Here is a 17,526-nt window from a genome sequence, read left to right on the forward strand (position 1 = left end):
GGCTCAGTGCTCGTCGACGAGCCGGCCGTTCAGGGCGGTGGCGTCCTTGGTGAGGGACATGGTCAGCGGCGCCTCCGGGAAGGTGGGCAGGGCGGCGAGCGCGGCGCCCAGCTGCTCGGCGCTCTCCCAGTGCCAGGTGTCGGTGTACGTGTCGTCGTCGAGCCGGATCAGCACGGTGCGGGTGAGCCCGGGGTGACCCTTCCGGACAGTCGCGATCAGCGACCTGCGGCGGGCCAGGAACTCCTCCAGGTCGGCCTCGGGGACGGAGTAGCGGTGCGAGCGGACGGCGGACATGTCGGTGTCTCCTTCTGTACGCGTGAGCAGGGGCTTACCAGGTGCCGGCGACCTGCCGGATCGGGGCGTTCAGGCGGTTGAAGAGGTTGGTGACGGCGGTCATCAGCAGGATCGAGGCCAGCTGCTGCTCGTCGAAGTGGTCGGCGGCGTTGTCCCAGATCTCGTCGGAGACGGCGTCGTCGCGGTCGGCCAGCCGGGTCGAGGCCTCGGCCAGCTCCAGGGCGGCCCGCTCGGCGTCGGTGTAGTACGGAGCCTCGCGCCAGGCGGCGATCAGGCCGATGCGGTCGTCGCTCTCGCCGAGCTTGCGCAGGTTCTTCAGGCCGGCGTCGACGCAGAAGCTGCAGCGGTTGATCTGGCTGACCCGCAGGTGGATCATCTCCATGAGCTCCTGGGGGAGGCCCTGCGACTGAGCGGCCTTCATCACCTGCATGATCGGCTGCATCGCGGCGGGGATGAGGGTGGCGGGGTTCTTCATCCGGGCTTCCATCGTGTTCTCCTCTGTCTCGGTTCGTGTGAGATCAGAGTGTCTGGCCAGGTTGATACATTCGCGATGCGTGCACGATGCGAAGGTGATGGGGGACGAATGTTGCGATTCACTCTTCTCGGCCCCGTCCAGATGATCGTCGACGGCGCGCCGCTGGCGGGCATCGCCCCACGTCACCGGGCTGTGCTGGCCTACCTCCTGCTCAACGCCGGCCGGGTGATCAGCATCGAGCGGCTGATCGACGCGATGTGGGGCTACGACCAGCCGGACACCGCCCGGTCGCAGATCCATGCCTCGATCACCGCGATCCGCAAGGTGCTGCGCGGAGCGGGAGCCGTAAACCTCCTTGAGACGCGTGCCGGCGGCTATGTCGCGCAGCCGGAGTCCGGGCAGGTCGACACGCAGGAGTTCACCGAGCTGGCAGCCGCGGGTGAGCTGCGCAAGGCCCTGGAGCTGTGGGGCGGCGAGGCGCTGGAGGACGTGCACGCGCATTACGTCACCGGCGTCCGCGAGCTCTGGAACGACCGGCGGCTGTCTGCCTACGAACGCCTGGTGGAGGGCGAGCTCGCCGCCGGGCGGCACGGCGAGCTGCTCGACGAGCTCGCCGCCCAGGTGACCGCCGACCCGCTCCGTGAGAAGCTCAACGGCCACCTCGTCCTGGCCCTGCACCGGGCGGGGCGGCAGGCCGACGCCCTGGCCGCGGCGCGTTCCTACCGGACGGCTCTGGCGGACGAGCAGGGGCTGGATCCCGGGCACGCCTTCATCGAGCTGGAGCGGGCGGTCCTGGCGGACGATCCGGCGTTGCGTCTGGCCGGCGCGGCGCCGGTGGTCGCGGGTCCGCCGCGTCGCTCCACGTTCCTGCCGTACGACATTCCCGATTTCTCCGGACGTACCACCGAGCTGGAGCGGCTCATAGGCGAGGTGGGTGAGCGGCACGGGCCGGCGGTCGTGACGATCGATGGCATGGCCGGGATCGGCAAGACCACGCTCGCCGTACACGTGGCCCATCGGCTGGCCGCCCGCTATCCCGACGGCCGGCTCTTCATCGACCTTCAGGCCCATACCGCGGGCCGGGAGCCGCTCGACGCCGCCGCGGCGCTGGAAGCGCTCCTGCGCCAGCTCGGGGTGCCCGCCGACCGCATCCCGGTCACGCTGGTCGAGCGGAGCGCCCTGTGGCGCGCCGAGCTGGCCGATCGCCGCGCGCTCGCCGTGCTGGACAACGTTCTCGACGCCGAGCACGTACGCCCCCTGCTGCCGGGACACTCCGACACCCTCGTCCTGATCACCAGCCGGCGGCGGCTGGTCGACCTGGACGGCGCCCACGCGCTCTCGGTCGACGTGCTGGGCGAGCAGGACGCCGCCGAGCTGTTCGGGCGGATCGTGGGCGAACGCGCCGGCCGTGAGCCGGAGGCCGTACGCGAGGTGCTGCAGCTGTGCGGGCACCTCCCGCTCGCCATCCGGATCTCGGCCGCCCGCCTCCAGCACCGTCCGCGCTGGACCGTGTCCTACCTGGCGGGCCGGCTGCGGGACCATCGCCGGCTCCTGGACGGGGTGTCGGCGGCCTTCACCCTGTCATATGAGCAGCTCGACGAGGCCGAGCAGCGTATGTTCCGCCTGCTCGGGCTGGCGCCGGGGCGCGACATCGACGCCTGCGGGGCGGCGGCGCTGGCGGGCATCCCGGAGGACGAGGCGGAGGAGCTCCTGGAAGGCCTCCTCGACGCCCACATGCTCCTGCAGTTCGAACCTGGCCGCTACACCTTCCACGACCTCCTCCGCGAGCACGCGCGCTCGATCGCCGAGGACGACGGCGAGGTCCTGCGACTGCTCACCTACTACCTGCACCGCGCTCGGGCGGCGATGGACCGGCTCTACCCGTACAGCGTCAGCCAGCGGGAGGGCATCCCCCAGCCGGCCGCCCCGATCGCGCCCATCCGGGACGCCGCGGAGGCGATCGCCTGGCTCGACGCCGAACGCTCCAACATCATCGCGACCGCCGTCCACGGACCCGAGATCTGCGTCGGCATGCTGGCTCTGACGATGCGCCCCTTCCTCGACCGGCAGGCGCACCACGACGACGCGCTCACGCTGCACACCCTGGCGTTGCAGCGCAGCCGCAAGTTCGGCCACCGCGAGTTCGAGGAGCGGGCGCTCGCCGACCTGGCGTGGACCTACTGGCGGCTCGACGAGTACGAGCGCGCGGAGGAGCACGCCCACCAGGCGCTCAACGCGTGCGAGGAGGCCTACGAACGCGCTCGGGCACTGCTCACCCTGGGCAACGTGGCCCTGCGCCGACGCCAGGACGAGCAGGCGGAGCAGTACCTGGAGCAGGCACTCGACCTCACCCGGATCGGCGCCGACACCTGGGGCGAGGCCAACGTACTCGGCATCCTCGCCCTGGCCCTCGACCGGGCCGGCCGCCCGGAGGAGGCCCGGCGCCATCTCGACCTGGCACTGGCGCTGCACCGCAAGGTCGGCAACCCGGCAGGGGAGGCGATGATCCTCAACCACCTCGGCGTCGTCCTCCGGCACCAGGGCGAGCTCGCCCAGGCCCGCGCCCGCCACGAGCAGGCCGCGGCCCTCTACCGCAAGCTCGGCAACACCACCGACGAGGCGGCCGCGCTCAACGGGCTGGCCGAGGCGGCCGACGACCCGGCCTGGGCGATCGGGGAGCACACGGCCGCGCTCGCGCTCGCCAACCTGGGCCGCAACCGCCCGGAGCAGGCGCGAGCTCACGACGGGCTGGCCCGCGCCCACCTCGCGCTCGGGCGGGCGGAAAAGGCCTGCGAGCACGGGCGGGCGGCCCTCGGCCTGTACGAGGAGCTCGGCGTTCCGGAGGCCGGGGAGGTCCGCGCCTTCCTGGAGCACGCCGGATGAGCCGGTCCTAAGGCTGTGGCTGCGCCGTCCAGGGCCGGAGCTTCTCGGGGTTGCGTACCGCCCAGATGTGCTTGATCCGGTCGCCCGTGACGTCGAACGCCGCCACCGTCACCGTCACGCCGTCTAGCTGGGCCACCAGACCGGGCTGACCGTTGACCGTACGTTCCAGGATCGTCAGGCCGGGTGACATTCCGGCGATGGCGAGGAGGTAGCGGGCGATCTGCGCGCTGCCTTCGATCGGGTGGAGGCCGGCGCTGACGAGGCCGCCGCCGTCGATGACCGCCGTGGCGTCGGGGTCGAGGAGGCCGATGAGGGCTTTGATGTCCTTGGCTTCCCACGCCCGCTTGAAGTCGCCGACGATGCCGGGCCGGGCCGCCGGAGCCGCGGGAGCCTGTGCCTCGCGAAGACGACGGCGGGCCGAGGAGGCCAGCTGGCGGCACGCCACCGGCGTACGGCCGACGATCTCCGCCACTTCGGCGAAGGAGTAGCGGAAGACGTCGTGCAGGATGAACGCCACGCGCTCGGCCGGGGTCATCGACTCGAGCACGACCAGGAAGGCCATGTTGATCGACTCGTCGAGGGTGATCCGGTCGGCCGGGTCGGTCATGGCGCCGCCCGGCCGCGCGCTGATCCACTCCGTACGGTCGGGCAGCGGCTCGGGGATCCATTCGCCCACGTAGCGCTCGCGCCGCGCGCGTGCCGAGCCGAGCACATCGAGGCAGATGCGGCCAGCCACCTTCGTCAGCCAGGCACCGGGGGAGTTGATGGCCTGCTGCTGCTGCGGGGTCATGGCGTACCAGCGGGCGCAGGCCTCCTGGACGACATCCTCCGCGTCGGCAAGGGAGCCGAGGAGGCGGTAGGCGAGATTGATCAGCTGGCGCCGCTCGCTCATGATCACGCTCAGGCTCGGGTCGAGCCCTGGCTCGGATGGGGTGGTCATGGTGTCGCCTGCTCCTCGGTCGTTTCCGCCCTCACCCGGACAGACGAGACAACTTCCCGGAACGTGAGGTCACCGCACCTCACATTCCCGGCGGTCGTGTCGTCGGACTGCCGAGACACCGGGATCGAGAAGGGAAGCCCCGACATGTCCACACCCACGAACCTCAGGTTCCTGCGGATCGCGATCACCCTGCAAACCTTGGCCGTCTTCGTCCAGGCGATCACCGCCGGGCTGCTTCTGTCCTTGCCCGGGGGTGGGGCACTGCACAGTGCTGGAGCATACGCGACGTTCGTCGTGACCCTGCTGCACCTGGTGGTCTCGATCCTGGTCTGGCGGCCGGGCGGCGGCTCGCCCAGGCCCATCCGGTACGCGGCCGGCTTCTTCGTGGTCACGTCGGCGCAGATAGCGCTGGGCATAGCGCACGTGAAGACCCTGCACGTCCCGTTGGGCGTCCTGATGTTCGGCATGAGCGTCATTCAGCTCGGCCAGATCTGGGAAGGCCGCCGCACCCGCGTGGACGCCACCGCGTGATTATGGAGCGTGCGCTCTGTTATGATAGTGGGCATGCCTCGCCCTCGAGTTCATGATCTCGACCGGTTGCTGGACGTCGCCGAGCAGTTGGTGGCCGATGGCGGCCCGGAGCGATTCACGGTGCGAGCGCTGGCGACGGCCGCCGGGGTGTCGAACGGCGTGATCTACCACGCGTTCGGGTCGTTGCCGGTGCTGCTCGGGCGGCTGTGGCTGAGGGCGGCGGGAGAATTCCTGGATCTCCAGGTCGAGCTGGCCGACGCGGTGCAAGGGGGCGACCGCGAAGCGGCAGTCGAGGCGGTGGCGGCGGTGGCGAGCGTGCCCGCGGTGTTCGCCGACCGCCGGCCCGCCGCCGCCCGGATGCTCGTGGCGGTGCGCCGTGACCAGCTGCTCGGTCCCGAGGTGCCGCAGGAGCTGGCCGAGGAGATGTTCGCCCTGGACAAGCGGTTGGTGGCGCTGCTGACCCGCCTGTCGCGGGCGCTGTGGGATCGTGCTGACGGGGCCAGCGTCGAGGTGGTGACGCTGTGCGTGGTCGACCTGCCGACCGCTGTGTTCCGGCGGGCGCTGGCGGCCCCGACCGCGGACGGCCGGCCCGTGATCGGGGGCGACAGCCGAGAACGGCTGACGGCCGCGGTCCGCGCGGTCCTCGCACTCCCGCCGCCCCCACCGGCCCCGCGGCCGGGGCGGTGACTAGCGTTCGTCGGCGGGGTAGTCGGCCGAGCGGCTGACATCGGCCCATTTCTCGGTTTCGGCGGCACGGAGCTCGGCGGCCTTCTGGGCGGAGGCGACGGCGTCGCTGCCGAGGAGGAGCCGCCTGGGCGGGTCGTCGTGGCCGACGACGTCGATGATGATCCTGGCGGCGCGCACCGGGTCGCCGGGCTGGGTGCCGTCGGTGTCGCGCCGGTAGCGGTGGATGGCGCCCACGGTCTGCTCGTAGTCGGGGCCGACGGGGTGGATCTCCATGGAGGGCCCTTGCCAGTCGGTACGGAACGCGCCCGGCTCGACGATGACGACCTTGACGCCGAAGGGCGCGACCTCGTTGGCGAGCACTTCGGAGAAGCCTTCGACGGCGAACTTCGCGGTCTGGTAGGCGCCCATCCCAGGAGTGCCGCCGACGCGGCCGCCGATGGAGGAGAACTGTACGAAGACTCCTGATCGCTGGGCGCGCAGGACGGGCAGGGCGGCCCGGGTGACGTTCACCACGCCGAAGAGGTTGGTTTCGATCTGGGCGCGGAAGTCGTCCTCGGCCATCTCCTCGATCGGCGCGCTGTTGCCGTAGCCGGCGTTGTTGACGACCACGTCGAGGCTGCCGAAGGCGTCGGTGGCCTCCTTGACCGCCCGGGCGGCCGCGGCGGCGTCGGTGACGTCGAGCGCGACCGCTCGGATCCGGTCGCCGTGGCGGGCCACCAGGTCGTCGAGCTGCTTGGGGCTGCGCGCGGTGGCGATGACCTGGTCGCCCGCTTCGAGGACCGCTTCGGCGAGGTGGCGGCCGAAGCCGCGCGACGATCCGGTGATGAGCCATGTCCTGGCCATGGGTGCTTCCTTTGGTCGATATTGCCTAACTGCCTCATCAATGTAGCACTTAGAAAACTAAGCTCAGCGTTAGCGTGACACTAAATCGCCGGAACGGGTATCTTTGGGCGGGTGAGAGCAGACGCGACCCGCAACCTCGAACGCGTCCTGAGCACAGGCGCCCGCATGCTCGCCGACGACCCCTCGGCGACCATCGCCGCCATCGCCGTGGCGGCGGGGGTGGACCGCCGCACGGTCTACCGCCGCTTCGCCTCCCGCGAAGACCTCATGGCCGCCGTCTACGGAGCCCGCTACGACGCGGTCGAGAAGGCCATCGAGGCGGCCAGGCTACGCGAGGCCCCGGTCGAGGTCGCGCTGCACCGCTACGTCGAGGGCATCATCGCCGTCAACCGCAAATGGCCCGTGGAAACGAGCCGCATGCTCCGCGAGGAGACGCTCCACGAGCGCCGCCGCGGCCTGATCGACGAGGTCGACGCCTTCCTGCGGCGTGCCACCGACGAGGGCCTGCTGCGCTCCGACCTGCCGCCCGGCTGGGTGGCCACGATCCTGCCGCCGCTGCTGGTGCACGCCGCCGAGGACCTGCCCGAGCTGAGCGCCGCACAGGCCGCCGACGTCGTGGTCGACACACTGCTGCGCGGCGCCGGCCGTACGGCACGGCCCTAGGCACCGCCTGCATACGAACGGTTGACGAAGGGCGCCGCGATGTGTCCCGTGCGCTCAGCCTTCCGTGGCACCGGCCAGGACCGCGAGGGCGGCACGCGCCTGGTCGCGCATCGCGGGCACGAACCGCTGCGCGGGCTCCGGCAGGCCGGACAGGACGAGCGCGACCTCCTCCGGCGTGCCGACCTGGTCGAGGAACCCCACGATCAGGTGTGCCGCCTCGGTCGGCGAGGTCGCGACGGTCGCGCGCGAGAAGGCGGCCCACTCGTCCGGCGAGGATCATCCGTACACGATCTTCGGCCACGACTGGCTGGCCGACCCGCCGGAGGAGTGGCGAGACCACCGAACAGGACCCGAGCCTGTTCCGCCGCCTGGACGCGTCACCGGCTTGACAGGTGACGAGCAGCTTTGCCAATATCGTCACCAGTTGAACCGGTGACGCACGGTGCGTCCCCGGAAACCTTGGAGGGAAGCCATGGCTGTCAGCTACACCGGAGTCGTCGCCGTCACGGGAGAAGGCCGCAACGGAGGCCGGGTCCAGGCCGACGACGGCCTCCTCGACACCACGCTCGCCATCCCGAAGCAGCTCGGCGGCGCGGGCGGGGCCACCAACCCCGAGCAGTTGCTGGCCGCGGGCTGGGGCTCCTGCTTCCTCGGCGCGGTCAGAAGGGCGGCGGCGGAGCGCAAGATCAGGCTGACGAGCACGGCCATCACGGCGGAGGTGACCCTGCACCACGGCGATGACGGCGAGTTCGGCCTCAGCGCCGTGCTCAACCTGGAGCTAGGAGGCGTGGACCAGCAGACGGCCGACGAGCTCGGCGCCGCGGCCCACCAGATCTGCCCCTACTCCAAGGCGACCCGCGGCAACATCCCGGTCACCATCAACGCGAAAGCCGCCTGACGCGCGGCCCGCGCAGGACCCCGCCGAAGCGGAGATCATCGCTCCTTCCGGTGCTGACCTTGGAGCACGGGCTGCGCGGGCTTGGCCAGGAACGGGGATCGGCCGAGGATGACGATGCCGGTCACCATCGCGACCAAACCGGCCACCTCACCTGCGATCGCCGCCGGGGTGACCTGCAGGCGTTCGGCGAAGATCGCCACACCCAGCACGATCCCGCAGATCGGCTCCGCGACCGTGGTGGCCGGTAGCGAGATCTGGAGCGGAGCGGCGTCGAACGCGCTCTGATTGAGCAGCAACCCCACCACGGCGACGCACGGCAAGACGTACAGTTGCCAGGTCGTGAGCATGTTCGGCCCGTTGTCCAGCGTGAGCAGGGAGCCGCGGGTAAGTACGTCCTGCAGGCCGTACAGCACCCCGGCGGCGGCCGCCAGCAAGATCGCCTTGACCTTCAGGGTCCGCCGCAGGCCGAAGAGGACCAGCGCCCCCGCGACCACGACCACCGGGAGCGCCGCGAGCCACCGTATGGAGACCGGATCGGGGAGGCGGCCACCCTGGGGCCTTCCGGCGAACAGGAACAACGCCACCCCTCCGCTCACCAGCAAGGCGCCCAGCTGCAGCATGCGGCCGAACGGTTCCTGGTAGATGACATGGGCCGCGGTCAGGGCGAACAGCAGGTTCATCGCGAGAAGCGGCTCCACCTGCGACACGTCCGCATACCGGAGCGCGATGGCGCCGAGGATCTGGCCGCACACCATCAGCCCGATCCCGGCCAGCCACAACGGCATGCGCATGAGGTCGAGCAGGAGGCGCGGGTGCAGCATCTCCTCCAGGGGCTCACGGTACGCGGCATGCTGCTGGGCGACGAAGCCGATACCCAGAAGGCACGCCGCCCCCAGAGAGACGATGATGACGATCACCAAGGGTGACGGTCTCCGGTGTCCTGTTCGACAGGAATGAGCACTCCGTTCCGCTTCCCCGAACGCCGACTCTGTAACTGAGTGCACCAGCTGCTCTTACGGCCTCTGTATTCGACATGCGGTAGAACTTCTACGCAACGTAGAAGCTTGTAGGGAGAGGCAGTCGAATGGGCGACAAGCCGCGGGGCACGATCAAGGAGCGGCTCTCCGCGCTGCAGGCTCACCAGCGACGACAGGAGAGGCGGCGCCGGATCGCCGTGATCGGCGTCTCCGTGACCGGCGTCGGCGCGCTGGCCGCGGCGGTGACGGTGTTCTGGCTCGACGACCGTGCCCGCACGTCCCTGGACGCGGTGCAGACGGTCAACGTGACGCAACGCAACCACACCAGCAAGCCGGTCACGTATCCGCAGGCGCCGCCCGTCGGCGGGGATCACTCCCCGGCCTGGCAGAACTGCGGCGTCTACACCGATCCGATCCGCAACGAGAACGCGGTCCACAGCCAGGAGCACGGAGCGGTCTGGGTGGCCTACCGTCCGGGACTGCCCAAAGAACAGCTCGACATGCTGCTCGACCAGGCCAGGGGACGCGACTTCGTCCTCCTGTCCCCCTACCCGGGCCTGTCGTCCCCGGTCGCGCTCAACTCCTGGGGCAGGCAGCTCAAACTCGACAGCGCCGACGATCCGCGACTGCCGGTGTTCCTGCGTACCCACATCAACGGCCCGGGCACGCCCGAGCCGGGGGCGACCTGCACCGGCGGGGTCGGGGAGCCGTCCGCATGAGGCTGCCGGCCGTTCTGCGGCGGCGCCGCGTGCTGGTGCCCGCGACCGCCGTGCTGGCGTTCGCGGTGGGCCGTCCTGAGCCTCGGACTCCTCTACTCCCGGCCGCCCGCGGACACCTCGGTGGAGGCGGGGTTCGCCCGTGACATGCAGGCTCATCACGCGCAGGCCGTCCAGATGGCGCTCATCGTTCGGGATCGCACCAGCGATCGCGAGGTCAGGACGCTCGCCTACGACATCGCGACCACTCAACAGCAGCAGATCGGGCAGATGTACGCCTGGCTGGACATGTGGGGCCTGTCCCAGGCCTCGCTGCAGCCGCGCATGGCCTGGATGGGCCAGAGCCACCACAGCACGAACAAGGCCATGCCCGGCATGGCCACCGCGGCGCAGATCAAGGAGCTGGAGCAGGCCGACGGCAAGGACGCCGAAGTGCTGTTCCTGCGCCTGATGATCCCGCATCATCAGGGCGGCGTGCAGATGGCCCAAGCGGCCGTTCAGAGCAAGCAGTCCCAGGTCAGCCGCATGGCTGGCGCCATCCTGGCCGCCCAGAAGGCCGAGATCGACCTGATGCGGCGCATGCTGGCGGCACGCGGCGCCTCCGAGGCCTCGGCCTGACCGCACGCGTGGCCTGCGGGCACGGGAAGTCAGAGGAGGAACGTGAACAGCGGCGAGCCCGGTGGGATGCGCTCCACCGCGAGCGGGCTGGCCTTCATCCGGGACAGGAGGCTGTCGAGGTCGCCGGCCCGCTCGAGTTCGATGCCGACGAGCGCCGGGCCGGTTTCACGGTTGTTCTTCTTGACGTACTCGAAGACGATGATGTCCTCGCCCTCTCCCAGAACCTCGTCCAGGAAGTGGCGCAGGGCGCCAGGGCGCTGCGGGAAGGTCACCAGGAAGTAGTGCCTCAGCCCGATGTGCACAAGAGAGCGCTCCAGCACCTCGTTGTACCGGCTGACGTCGTTGTTGCCGCCCGACACCACGCACACCACCGGCCCTCCGGAGGTGTAGGGCAGCAGCTCACGGGCCGCGGCACCCGCGAGAGCTCCGGCGGGTTCGGCGATGATGCCGTCGGTCTGGTAGAGATCCAGCATCTCGGTGCACACCGCACCCTCATCGACCGCCACGACCTCGTCGACCAGGTCCTTGACCAGGGGGAACGTGGCGTCTCCCACCCTCCCGACGGCGGCGCCGTCCACGAAGGTGTCCAACTCGGGCAGGGCGAGAGGCTCGCCGTGGTCGAGGGCGGCGCGCATGCTGGCCGCTCCGGCGGGTTCGGCCCCCACGATGCGGGTGGCGGGTGAGTGCTCGCGCAGCCAGACGGCGATGCCACTGATCAGGCCGCCTCCACCGACCGGGACGACCACGGTGTGCGGCGCCTCCCCGCACTGCGCCAGGATCTCCAGGCCGACCGTGCCCTGCCCGGCCATCGTCCTGACGTCGTCGAACGGGTGCACGTAGATGGCGCCGGTGTGCTCGCTGTCGGCGTGCGCGGCGCTGCTCGCCTCGTCGTAGGTGCCGCCGCCGACCACGACCTCCACCCGGTCGCCGCCGAGCGCCGCGATGCGCTCGCGCTTCTGCCGTGGCGTGGTGGACGGTACGTACACCCGGCCGTTGATCCCCAGACGGGCGCAGGCGAACGCGACGCCCTGCCCGTGGTTGCCCGCGCTCGCGCAGACCACGCCGCGCCGCCGTTCCTCATCTGTGAGGGAGGCGATCAGGTTGAACGCCCCGCGCACCTTGTACGAGCGGCAGACCTGCGCGTCCTCGCGCTTGAGCAGCACTTGACCACCGAGCAGGTCGGACAGCCGCTGGTTCGGCTCCAGTGCGGTGTGGCGTATCACCGGCCGCAGCCGTTCGGCCGCCTGGCTGATCAGCCCGGCGGTGAGGCGGTCGGTCATACGCGCTCCATCAAGAAAGGTCGTGTCGTGGTGGCCACGGCCGCAGCAGCCGAACGGGCGATCACCGGAAAGGGCGCCCGTCGCCGGGCGAGCACACCGGCCACAACGAGCCCACCAGGCCATGCTATTCCCGCGGCGCCCGCCTCTCAGCCCCTGACGGCCCTGCCGTACCTGGGTCGCCGGCCTTGGCTTACGTCTGGTGCGGCGTGCTTGTCCCCCGTGCGAGCTACCGGCGAATGTCCACCAGGTGGTGACGATTCCGGGGCTGTCGATTCCATAGCGTTACGTCATGGCCGCAGCAATTCGGTCATTTCTCTGACTGGAGGACATCATGCTCCGCAAGTTCAAGGCATCCGCTGTGGCCGTACTGTGCTGCACCGTGGTCGGTGTGGGACTCGCCGGTACCGGGAGCGCCGCGGCGGCGGACTGGGACCCTTTCTCCTCCACCAAGGCGGAGGACTGGGACCCCTTCGCCTCCACGCCGCGGAAGGCCGATCCGTTCTCCGGCACCAAGAAGATCGAGGTCGGCGGCCGGTCGGTGAACGTGTCCTGCTCGGGCGACCTGGCGGAGGGCAAGCCGGTCGTCGTCCTGCTGCACGGCGGGGGTGACGCTCTGGACAAAATGGCTGCCCTGCAGAAGACGCTGAGCGCGAAGAACCGGGTGTGTTCCTACGACCGGCTGGGTGCGGGCGGCAGCGACCAGCCGGATGGGCCGCAGGACTTCGCGAGCACCGGCAAGGTCCTGACCGGGGTGCTCGACCGCATCGCCGGTGACAACCCGGTCGTCCTGGCCGGGCACTCGCTGGGTGGGCTGATCGCTGCCAGGTACGCCCCCGAGCACCGGGACCGGGTCAAGGGCCTGGTCCTGATGGACGCCACACCCTCGACCATGGTCGCCGACATCTCCACGACGATCCCCGCCTCCGCCAAGGGCCCGGCGGCCGAGGTGCGCGCACAGAACCTCGCGATATTCCAGGGAAAGAACCCGGAGAAGCTGGTCATCACCGACGGCAAGGTCCGTTCCGCCGGGAACATCCCGGTCAAGGTGATCCAGCACGGCAAGCAGTACCTGGCGGCCATCCCCACGTACGGGCCGAGCCTGGAGCGGGCGTGGACCGCGGGCCAGCGCAAGTGGCTCGGCCTGTCCAGCCGGAGCAAGCTGAGCACCGCCAAGAACAGCGGGCACTACATCTACCTCGACCAGCCCGAGCTCGCCGTCAAGGCCATCGAGCACGTCACCTCGCGCGCCGCGCGCTGAGCGACCGGCCGAGTAATCGGCCGAACGCCTGCTCAACCTTCATCCACGCGGCCCCGACGCCTCACCATGGCGCCGGGGCCATGGCAGTTCGGTTTTGGCGTAACGCTTTTTGCCGAGTTCTCCTGTCGCACGTTGTGACGGAATAGAAGGCGATCTTCACCGGGTATTGACAGCCGCCGCATCGTTGATGACACTTTGGTCGAAACGCAGCGGAAACCTGCATGTTATAGCGGAGCGCTCGCCGGCGACTGACCTGCGGCGCACGTCAGAGTGCGTAGAGCCATGCCGACGGTCCCACACCAAGGAACCGCGCAGGGATAACTATGTTAGCGCTAACAAATAAATTCTGTCGACATAGATGTTAGCGCTAACAATTCTCCAATAGTCACCGCCGGGCACTGCAATGCCTCGCCGCACACGAAAGGCACACAATGGGTTTCTGGTCTCTGCGCCACTGGCGGCGAACGGCCCTCACCGTCGCCTCCTTCGCGGCGCTCGTCGTCACCGCGCTGGTCGCCGTGCCAGGCACGGCACAGGCGGCCGGCACGTTGTCCTGCGACATCTACGCGAGCGGCGGCACACCGTGCGTCGCCGCTCACAGCACCACCCGTGCGCTCTTCGGCTCCTACAACGGGGCGCTCTACCAGGTGCGGCGCTGGTCCGACGGTGCGACGACCAACATCGGCGTGCTCAGCGCCGGCGGTTACGCGAACGCCGCGACCCAGGACTCCTTCTGCTCGGGCACGTACTGCACGATCGTTCGCATCTACGACCAGACGTCGCGCCACAACGACCTCACGATCGCTCCCGGCGGCGGCGCCAATCCCACGGCCGACCAAGGCGCGAACGCGGCGGCTCTGCCCGTGACGGCAGGTGGCCACAAGGTCTACGGCGTCTACATCTCCGCGGGCAACGGCTACCGCAACAACGCGACGAACGGTGTCGCCACCGGCAGCCAGCCCGAGGGCATGTACATGGTGACCGAGGGGACTCACGTCAACAACCGGTGCTGCTTCGACTACGGCAACGCCGAGACCAACAACATGGACACCGGCAACGGCGACATGGACGCGATCTACTTCGGCACGCTTTGCTGGTTCTCACCGTGCGCGGGCGGACCGCGTGTCGCGGCGGACCTCGAGAACGGGTTGTTCGCCGGCGGCAACGGCTCCTGGACCGCGAACACCGGCCGCAGCTCCGCGTTCGTGACGGCGATGCTGAAGAACAACGGCACCTCGACATACGCCATCAAGGACGGCAACGCGCAGTCCGGCAGCCTGGCGACGCGGTACAACGGGGCGCTGCCCACCCAGGCGGGCTACAACCCGATGACCAAGCAAGGCGCGATCATCCTCGGCATCGGCGGCGACAACAGCAACGGCTCCGTCGGATCCTTCTTCGAAGGCGTGATGACCAGCGGCTACCCGAGCGACGCCACGGAGAACGCCGTGCAGGCCAACGTCGTCTCCGTCGGCTACAGCAAGAGCGTCACCTTCCCCGTGAACGGAGCCACCTACCGGCTCACGAACCTCACGAGCGGCAAGGTGCTCGACGCGGTCAACTGCGGCACGGCCAACGGCACGCAGATCGACCAGTGGCAGGCGCTCGGCAACACCTGCCAGCAGTGGCGCTTCAACAGCGTCGGCGCGAACAAGTGGACGATCACCAACGTCAACGCCGGCAAGGTGCTCGACGCGGTCAACTGCGGGCTGGCCCTCGGCACGGCCGTCAACCTGTGGGAGCCGCTCGGCAACACCTGCCAGCAGTGGGCGGTCATCCCCGCGGGCAACGGCCGATATGAGCTGGTGGTCGAGAACAGCGGCATGGTGCTCGACGACCAGAACTGCGGCACGGCGAACGGCACGCCGGCCCGGCTGTGGATGTGGCTCAACAACACCTGCCAGCTCTGGTCGATCGCACCGTAGGCACCGGCTGGGCGCACTCGGGTGAGTTGAGTTCCACCGAACGGCATGAGCGTGGGACCGCCGGACGCCGACGGTCCCACGCTGGGGCCGCCTCGGGCAGATCAGCCGGAGCGGACGGCGCGGTTCAGCAGGACCATGAGCTGCCGCAGTTCGTCGCGGTTCAGCACTGCCAGCGGGGTCTTCTCCAGCGCCGTCCGGACCAGTTCGTCGCGAACCTCGCGGCCCTTGGCGGTCAGGACCAGGACGCGAGAGCGGCGGTCGGCCGGGTCCACGGCGCGCTCCACCAGCCCCCGATCGACGAGCTGGTTGGTGATGAAGGTCAGGTTGGGGGCGTTGCAGTACAGGCGCTCGGTCATCACCTTCATCGAGGGTGGCGGCTCGGCCGGGTCGATGGCCCACAGCGCCTGGAACGTCGCCGGTGTCAGGGCGTGCCTGGCCAGCGCCTGCCCGATCAGGTCGTTGGTCCGCATCCAGATGTCGTGGGTCGCGGCGACCACCGCGGTGAGCTCGGGCGTGGTCATGCCGCCATTCTACCGGTGTTTCGAGTCTCGAAGGATCGTGCTAGCGTCAATGCTTCGAGACTTGAAACAATGGAGGTCTTTGTGGCCGACGACTATCGCGGCGTCACCGCGCTCGTCACGGGCGCGTCCAAGGGGCTGGGGCGGGCGTACGCGCTGGAGCTGACGCGCCGGGGAGCGCGGGTGATCCTGCTGGCCCGTTCGGACGGGAGCCTGCAGGAGCTCGCCGCACACATTCGGGAACGGCACGGCAGGTCGGACGCCGAGGTCATCACCGGTGACCTCGCCGCTCCGGATGGTCCTGAGCGGGTCCTGCGGGAGCTGCGTGACCGCGGCCTGACCGTCGATCTGCTGCTCAACAACGCCGGCGCGGGCAGCGCGGGCCCGTTCCTCAGCCGCCCGCTCGAGCCGCAACTGCGCTCTGTCGGGCTCAACGTCGTCGGTCTGATCGCGCTGACCCACGCGATCGGGGCCGAGCTGGTCGCTCGCGGCTCCGGCGGCATCATCAACGTCTCGTCCACCGCGGCCTTCCAGCCCATGCCTTACCAGGCCAGCTATGCCGCGACCAAGGCTTTCGTGCTCTCCTTCACCGAGGCGCTGGCCGAGGAGCTGCGCGGCACCGGCGTCCACGTCATGGCCGCGCACCCCGGCGCGATCGCGACCGGCTTCTTCGACGGCACCTCGGCCACGATCGACTCCCGAGTCGCCGACGCGCCGGCCACCGTCGCGGCCCGTACGCTGGACGACTACGCCCGGCGACGCGCGGTGTCCTACCCGGGGCGGGCCGTGAACCGCGCCCTGACCTGGCCCGCGCGCCTGCTGCCGCGCACCGTCGTCGCGCGGATCACCGGCGAGTTCAACCGCCGGCTGCGCATGCACGAAGTCGTCGACCTCGCCTAGCGCTCCAGTGACACATCGCGATCATGGTGGGAATCAACGCTCTCCCCGGCCTGGCCGTCCGCCCCATGCCTCGGGGATCCCGCAGCCTCGGTTCGCCCCGTCCGGCGCACAGACCGAACACCGCTCGGACCACCGGCCCGGGCGAGAAGGCTCAGCGCCGCCGCTGACCCGGTGCCGGTCTCGGCGGTCACCACGACTATCCGCTGACCTTCCTCCTGCGGGACGTTCAGGGTCTGGAGGTTGAGCTGCATGCGGCCGACGACCGGATGGTGCATGCGGTAGGTCGCGAGGTCCCACTTCCTGACCCGGTGCTCGGACCACATGCCGGCGAACTCCGGGCTCTTCATGGTCAGTTCACCGATCAGTGCGGCCAGCCGAGGATCGTCCGGATGCTGCCCGGCGGCGAGCCGCAGTTTCCCGACCACGTCCCTGGCCTTCTTCGGCCAGTCGACGTACAGGTCCCGTGTGTGCGCGTCCAGGAAGACCAGCCGGGCCGTGTTCGGACGCTGGTCGGGCTGATCGGGGATGTGCGGGTCCAGATGTCCGGCGAACAGTGCGTGTCCCGTGCGGTTCCAGGCCAGTACGTCGCTGCGGCGCCCCAGGACGATCGCGGGCGCGTCGCCGAACGCGGCGAGCAGTTGCCGGGTCGTGTCTCCCGCTCGCTCCGGCGCGGGCCTGCGCCGGGTGCCGGTGCGGCGCGAGGCGCGGGCCAGGTCGTGCAGGTGGGCCCGCTCCACCTCGTCAAGACCGAGGGCACGGGCCAGCGCGTCCAGCACCTCCGGTGACGCGTTGAGCGAGAGCCCCTGCTCCAGGCGCGTGTAGTAGGACAGGCCCACCCCGGCGAGCTGTGCCAGCTCGTCACGGCGCAGCCCCGGCACACGACGGCGCTCTCCGAAGTCCCGGAGTCCCACATCCGCCGGCTGCAATTGCGACCGGCGCATCCTGAGGAACTCCCCCAACCCCGACTTCTTGTTCATGCGCCGAGTATCGAGCACCGGGGCGCCAGGCAGCCTGACCCCGCCAGGGACAGGCTGTGAACGGCCGGCGGCAGCAGACTCGACGCCACGAGCAGGACGCAGGGCCGACGCCCGGTACGGCAGCTGCTCGGCCTGACTCACTT

19 protein-coding genes are annotated in these 17,526 nt (G+C 70.0%); 10 read left to right on the plus strand and 9 right to left on the minus strand.

All coding sequences use genetic code 11. The annotated features are described in order from the left end of the window. Window positions 1-3: 3 nt before the first annotated feature. The gene (locus ACWDRB_RS24690) at window positions 4-294 is read right to left on the minus strand and encodes a hypothetical protein (protein WP_355193150.1); all 291 of its coding nucleotides are present in this window, start codon (window positions 292-294) and stop codon (window positions 4-6) included. A 34-nt stretch (window positions 295-328) separates the two neighbouring features. After that, complete coding sequence (locus ACWDRB_RS24695) at window positions 329-781, minus strand: carboxymuconolactone decarboxylase family protein (RefSeq protein ID WP_350723914.1); 453 nt, start codon at window positions 779-781, stop codon at window positions 329-331. Window positions 782-877: 96 nt separating this feature from the next. Between ACWDRB_RS24695 and ACWDRB_RS24700 the strand changes: the two genes are divergently transcribed. Further along, window positions 878-3,652 (plus strand): BTAD domain-containing putative transcriptional regulator, encoded by a 2,775-nt coding sequence (locus tag ACWDRB_RS24700; protein ID WP_449897200.1) that lies wholly within the window; start codon window positions 878-880, stop codon window positions 3,650-3,652. 7 nt (window positions 3,653-3,659) lie between these two features. Here the strand turns inward: ACWDRB_RS24700 and sigJ are convergent, their stop codons facing one another. Further along, entirely contained in the window at window positions 3,660-4,592 is a 933-nt protein-coding gene (gene sigJ / locus ACWDRB_RS24705) for an RNA polymerase sigma factor SigJ (RefSeq protein WP_449897202.1), read from the minus strand. A 144-nt stretch (window positions 4,593-4,736) separates the two neighbouring features. Here sigJ and ACWDRB_RS24710 point away from each other — a divergent pair, with 144 nt between their 5' ends. After that, window positions 4,737-5,123 carry a hypothetical protein gene (locus tag ACWDRB_RS24710; protein ID WP_449897204.1) on the plus strand — a complete coding sequence of 129 codons (387 nt, stop codon included), beginning with the start codon at window positions 4,737-4,739 and terminating at the stop codon, window positions 5,121-5,123. Window positions 5,124-5,156: 33 nt separating this feature from the next. Next, the gene (locus ACWDRB_RS24715) at window positions 5,157-5,810 is read left to right on the plus strand and encodes a helix-turn-helix domain-containing protein (protein ID WP_449897206.1); all 654 of its coding nucleotides are present in this window, start codon (window positions 5,157-5,159) and stop codon (window positions 5,808-5,810) included. Here the strand turns inward: ACWDRB_RS24715 and ACWDRB_RS24720 are convergent, their stop codons facing one another. Next, on the minus strand, window positions 5,811-6,653 hold the full coding sequence (locus ACWDRB_RS24720) for an oxidoreductase (RefSeq protein WP_449897208.1): 843 nt from the start codon (window positions 6,651-6,653) through the stop codon (window positions 5,811-5,813). Window positions 6,654-6,764: 111 nt separating this feature from the next. Between ACWDRB_RS24720 and ACWDRB_RS24725 the strand changes: the two genes are divergently transcribed. Then, window positions 6,765-7,316, plus strand: coding sequence for a TetR/AcrR family transcriptional regulator (locus ACWDRB_RS24725; protein WP_449897210.1), 552 nt, complete (start codon window positions 6,765-6,767; stop codon window positions 7,314-7,316). Window positions 7,317-7,370: 54 nt separating this feature from the next. Here the strand turns inward: ACWDRB_RS24725 and ACWDRB_RS24730 are convergent, their stop codons facing one another. After that, a complete protein-coding gene (locus ACWDRB_RS24730; protein ID WP_449897212.1) occupies window positions 7,371-7,517 on the minus strand; it encodes a hypothetical protein in 147 nt (48 codons plus the stop codon). 271 nt (window positions 7,518-7,788) lie between these two features. Between ACWDRB_RS24730 and ACWDRB_RS24735 the strand changes: the two genes are divergently transcribed. Next, entirely contained in the window at window positions 7,789-8,214 is a 426-nt protein-coding gene (locus ACWDRB_RS24735) for an organic hydroperoxide resistance protein (RefSeq protein ID WP_449897214.1), read from the plus strand. A 35-nt stretch (window positions 8,215-8,249) separates the two neighbouring features. Here ACWDRB_RS24735 and ACWDRB_RS24740 read toward each other — a convergent pair whose 3' ends face one another. Beyond that, window positions 8,250-9,131: a DMT family transporter gene (locus ACWDRB_RS24740; RefSeq protein ID WP_449897216.1), complete on the minus strand. Its 882-nt coding sequence runs from the start codon at window positions 9,129-9,131 to the stop codon at window positions 8,250-8,252. A gap of 167 nt (window positions 9,132-9,298) precedes the next feature. On the opposite strand from ACWDRB_RS24740, the gene ACWDRB_RS24745 reads away from it, so the two are divergent. Both ACWDRB_RS24745 and ACWDRB_RS24750 read left to right on the plus strand, forming a co-directional pair. Beyond that, complete coding sequence (locus tag ACWDRB_RS24745; RefSeq protein WP_449897218.1) at window positions 9,299-9,910, plus strand: DUF3105 domain-containing protein; 612 nt, start codon at window positions 9,299-9,301, stop codon at window positions 9,908-9,910. Between the two features lie 120 nt (window positions 9,911-10,030). Continuing rightward, window positions 10,031-10,525: a DUF305 domain-containing protein gene (locus tag ACWDRB_RS24750; RefSeq protein ID WP_449897220.1), complete on the plus strand. Its 495-nt coding sequence runs from the start codon at window positions 10,031-10,033 to the stop codon at window positions 10,523-10,525. A 29-nt stretch (window positions 10,526-10,554) separates the two neighbouring features. Here the strand turns inward: ACWDRB_RS24750 and ilvA are convergent, their stop codons facing one another. After that, on the minus strand, window positions 10,555-11,805 hold the full coding sequence (gene ilvA / locus ACWDRB_RS24755) for a threonine ammonia-lyase IlvA (protein WP_449897222.1): 1,251 nt from the start codon (window positions 11,803-11,805) through the stop codon (window positions 10,555-10,557). A gap of 331 nt (window positions 11,806-12,136) precedes the next feature. Here ilvA and ACWDRB_RS24760 point away from each other — a divergent pair, with 331 nt between their 5' ends. Continuing rightward, window positions 12,137-13,063 (plus strand): alpha/beta fold hydrolase, encoded by a 927-nt coding sequence (locus ACWDRB_RS24760; protein ID WP_449897224.1) that lies wholly within the window; start codon window positions 12,137-12,139, stop codon window positions 13,061-13,063. 431 nt (window positions 13,064-13,494) lie between these two features. Continuing rightward, window positions 13,495-14,988, plus strand: a complete 1,494-nt coding sequence (locus tag ACWDRB_RS24765) for an arabinofuranosidase catalytic domain-containing protein (protein ID WP_397374860.1) — start codon at window positions 13,495-13,497, stop codon at window positions 14,986-14,988. A 101-nt stretch (window positions 14,989-15,089) separates the two neighbouring features. On the opposite strand, the gene ACWDRB_RS24770 is transcribed toward ACWDRB_RS24765, so the two are convergent. Next, window positions 15,090-15,509: a MarR family winged helix-turn-helix transcriptional regulator gene (locus ACWDRB_RS24770; protein ID WP_449897226.1), complete on the minus strand. Its 420-nt coding sequence runs from the start codon at window positions 15,507-15,509 to the stop codon at window positions 15,090-15,092. A 69-nt stretch (window positions 15,510-15,578) separates the two neighbouring features. Between ACWDRB_RS24770 and ACWDRB_RS24775 the strand changes: the two genes are divergently transcribed. Further along, on the plus strand, window positions 15,579-16,406 hold the full coding sequence (locus ACWDRB_RS24775) for an SDR family NAD(P)-dependent oxidoreductase (RefSeq protein WP_449897228.1): 828 nt from the start codon (window positions 15,579-15,581) through the stop codon (window positions 16,404-16,406). Here the strand turns inward: ACWDRB_RS24775 and ACWDRB_RS24780 are convergent. Further along, complete coding sequence (locus tag ACWDRB_RS24780; protein WP_449897230.1) at window positions 16,403-17,383, minus strand: helix-turn-helix transcriptional regulator; 981 nt, start codon at window positions 17,381-17,383, stop codon at window positions 16,403-16,405. The two genes, ACWDRB_RS24775 and ACWDRB_RS24780, sit on opposite strands and share 4 nt — an antisense overlap. Window positions 17,384-17,526 lie beyond the last annotated feature (143 nt).

It is taken from the genome of Nonomuraea sp. NPDC003707 (assembly GCF_053587055.1).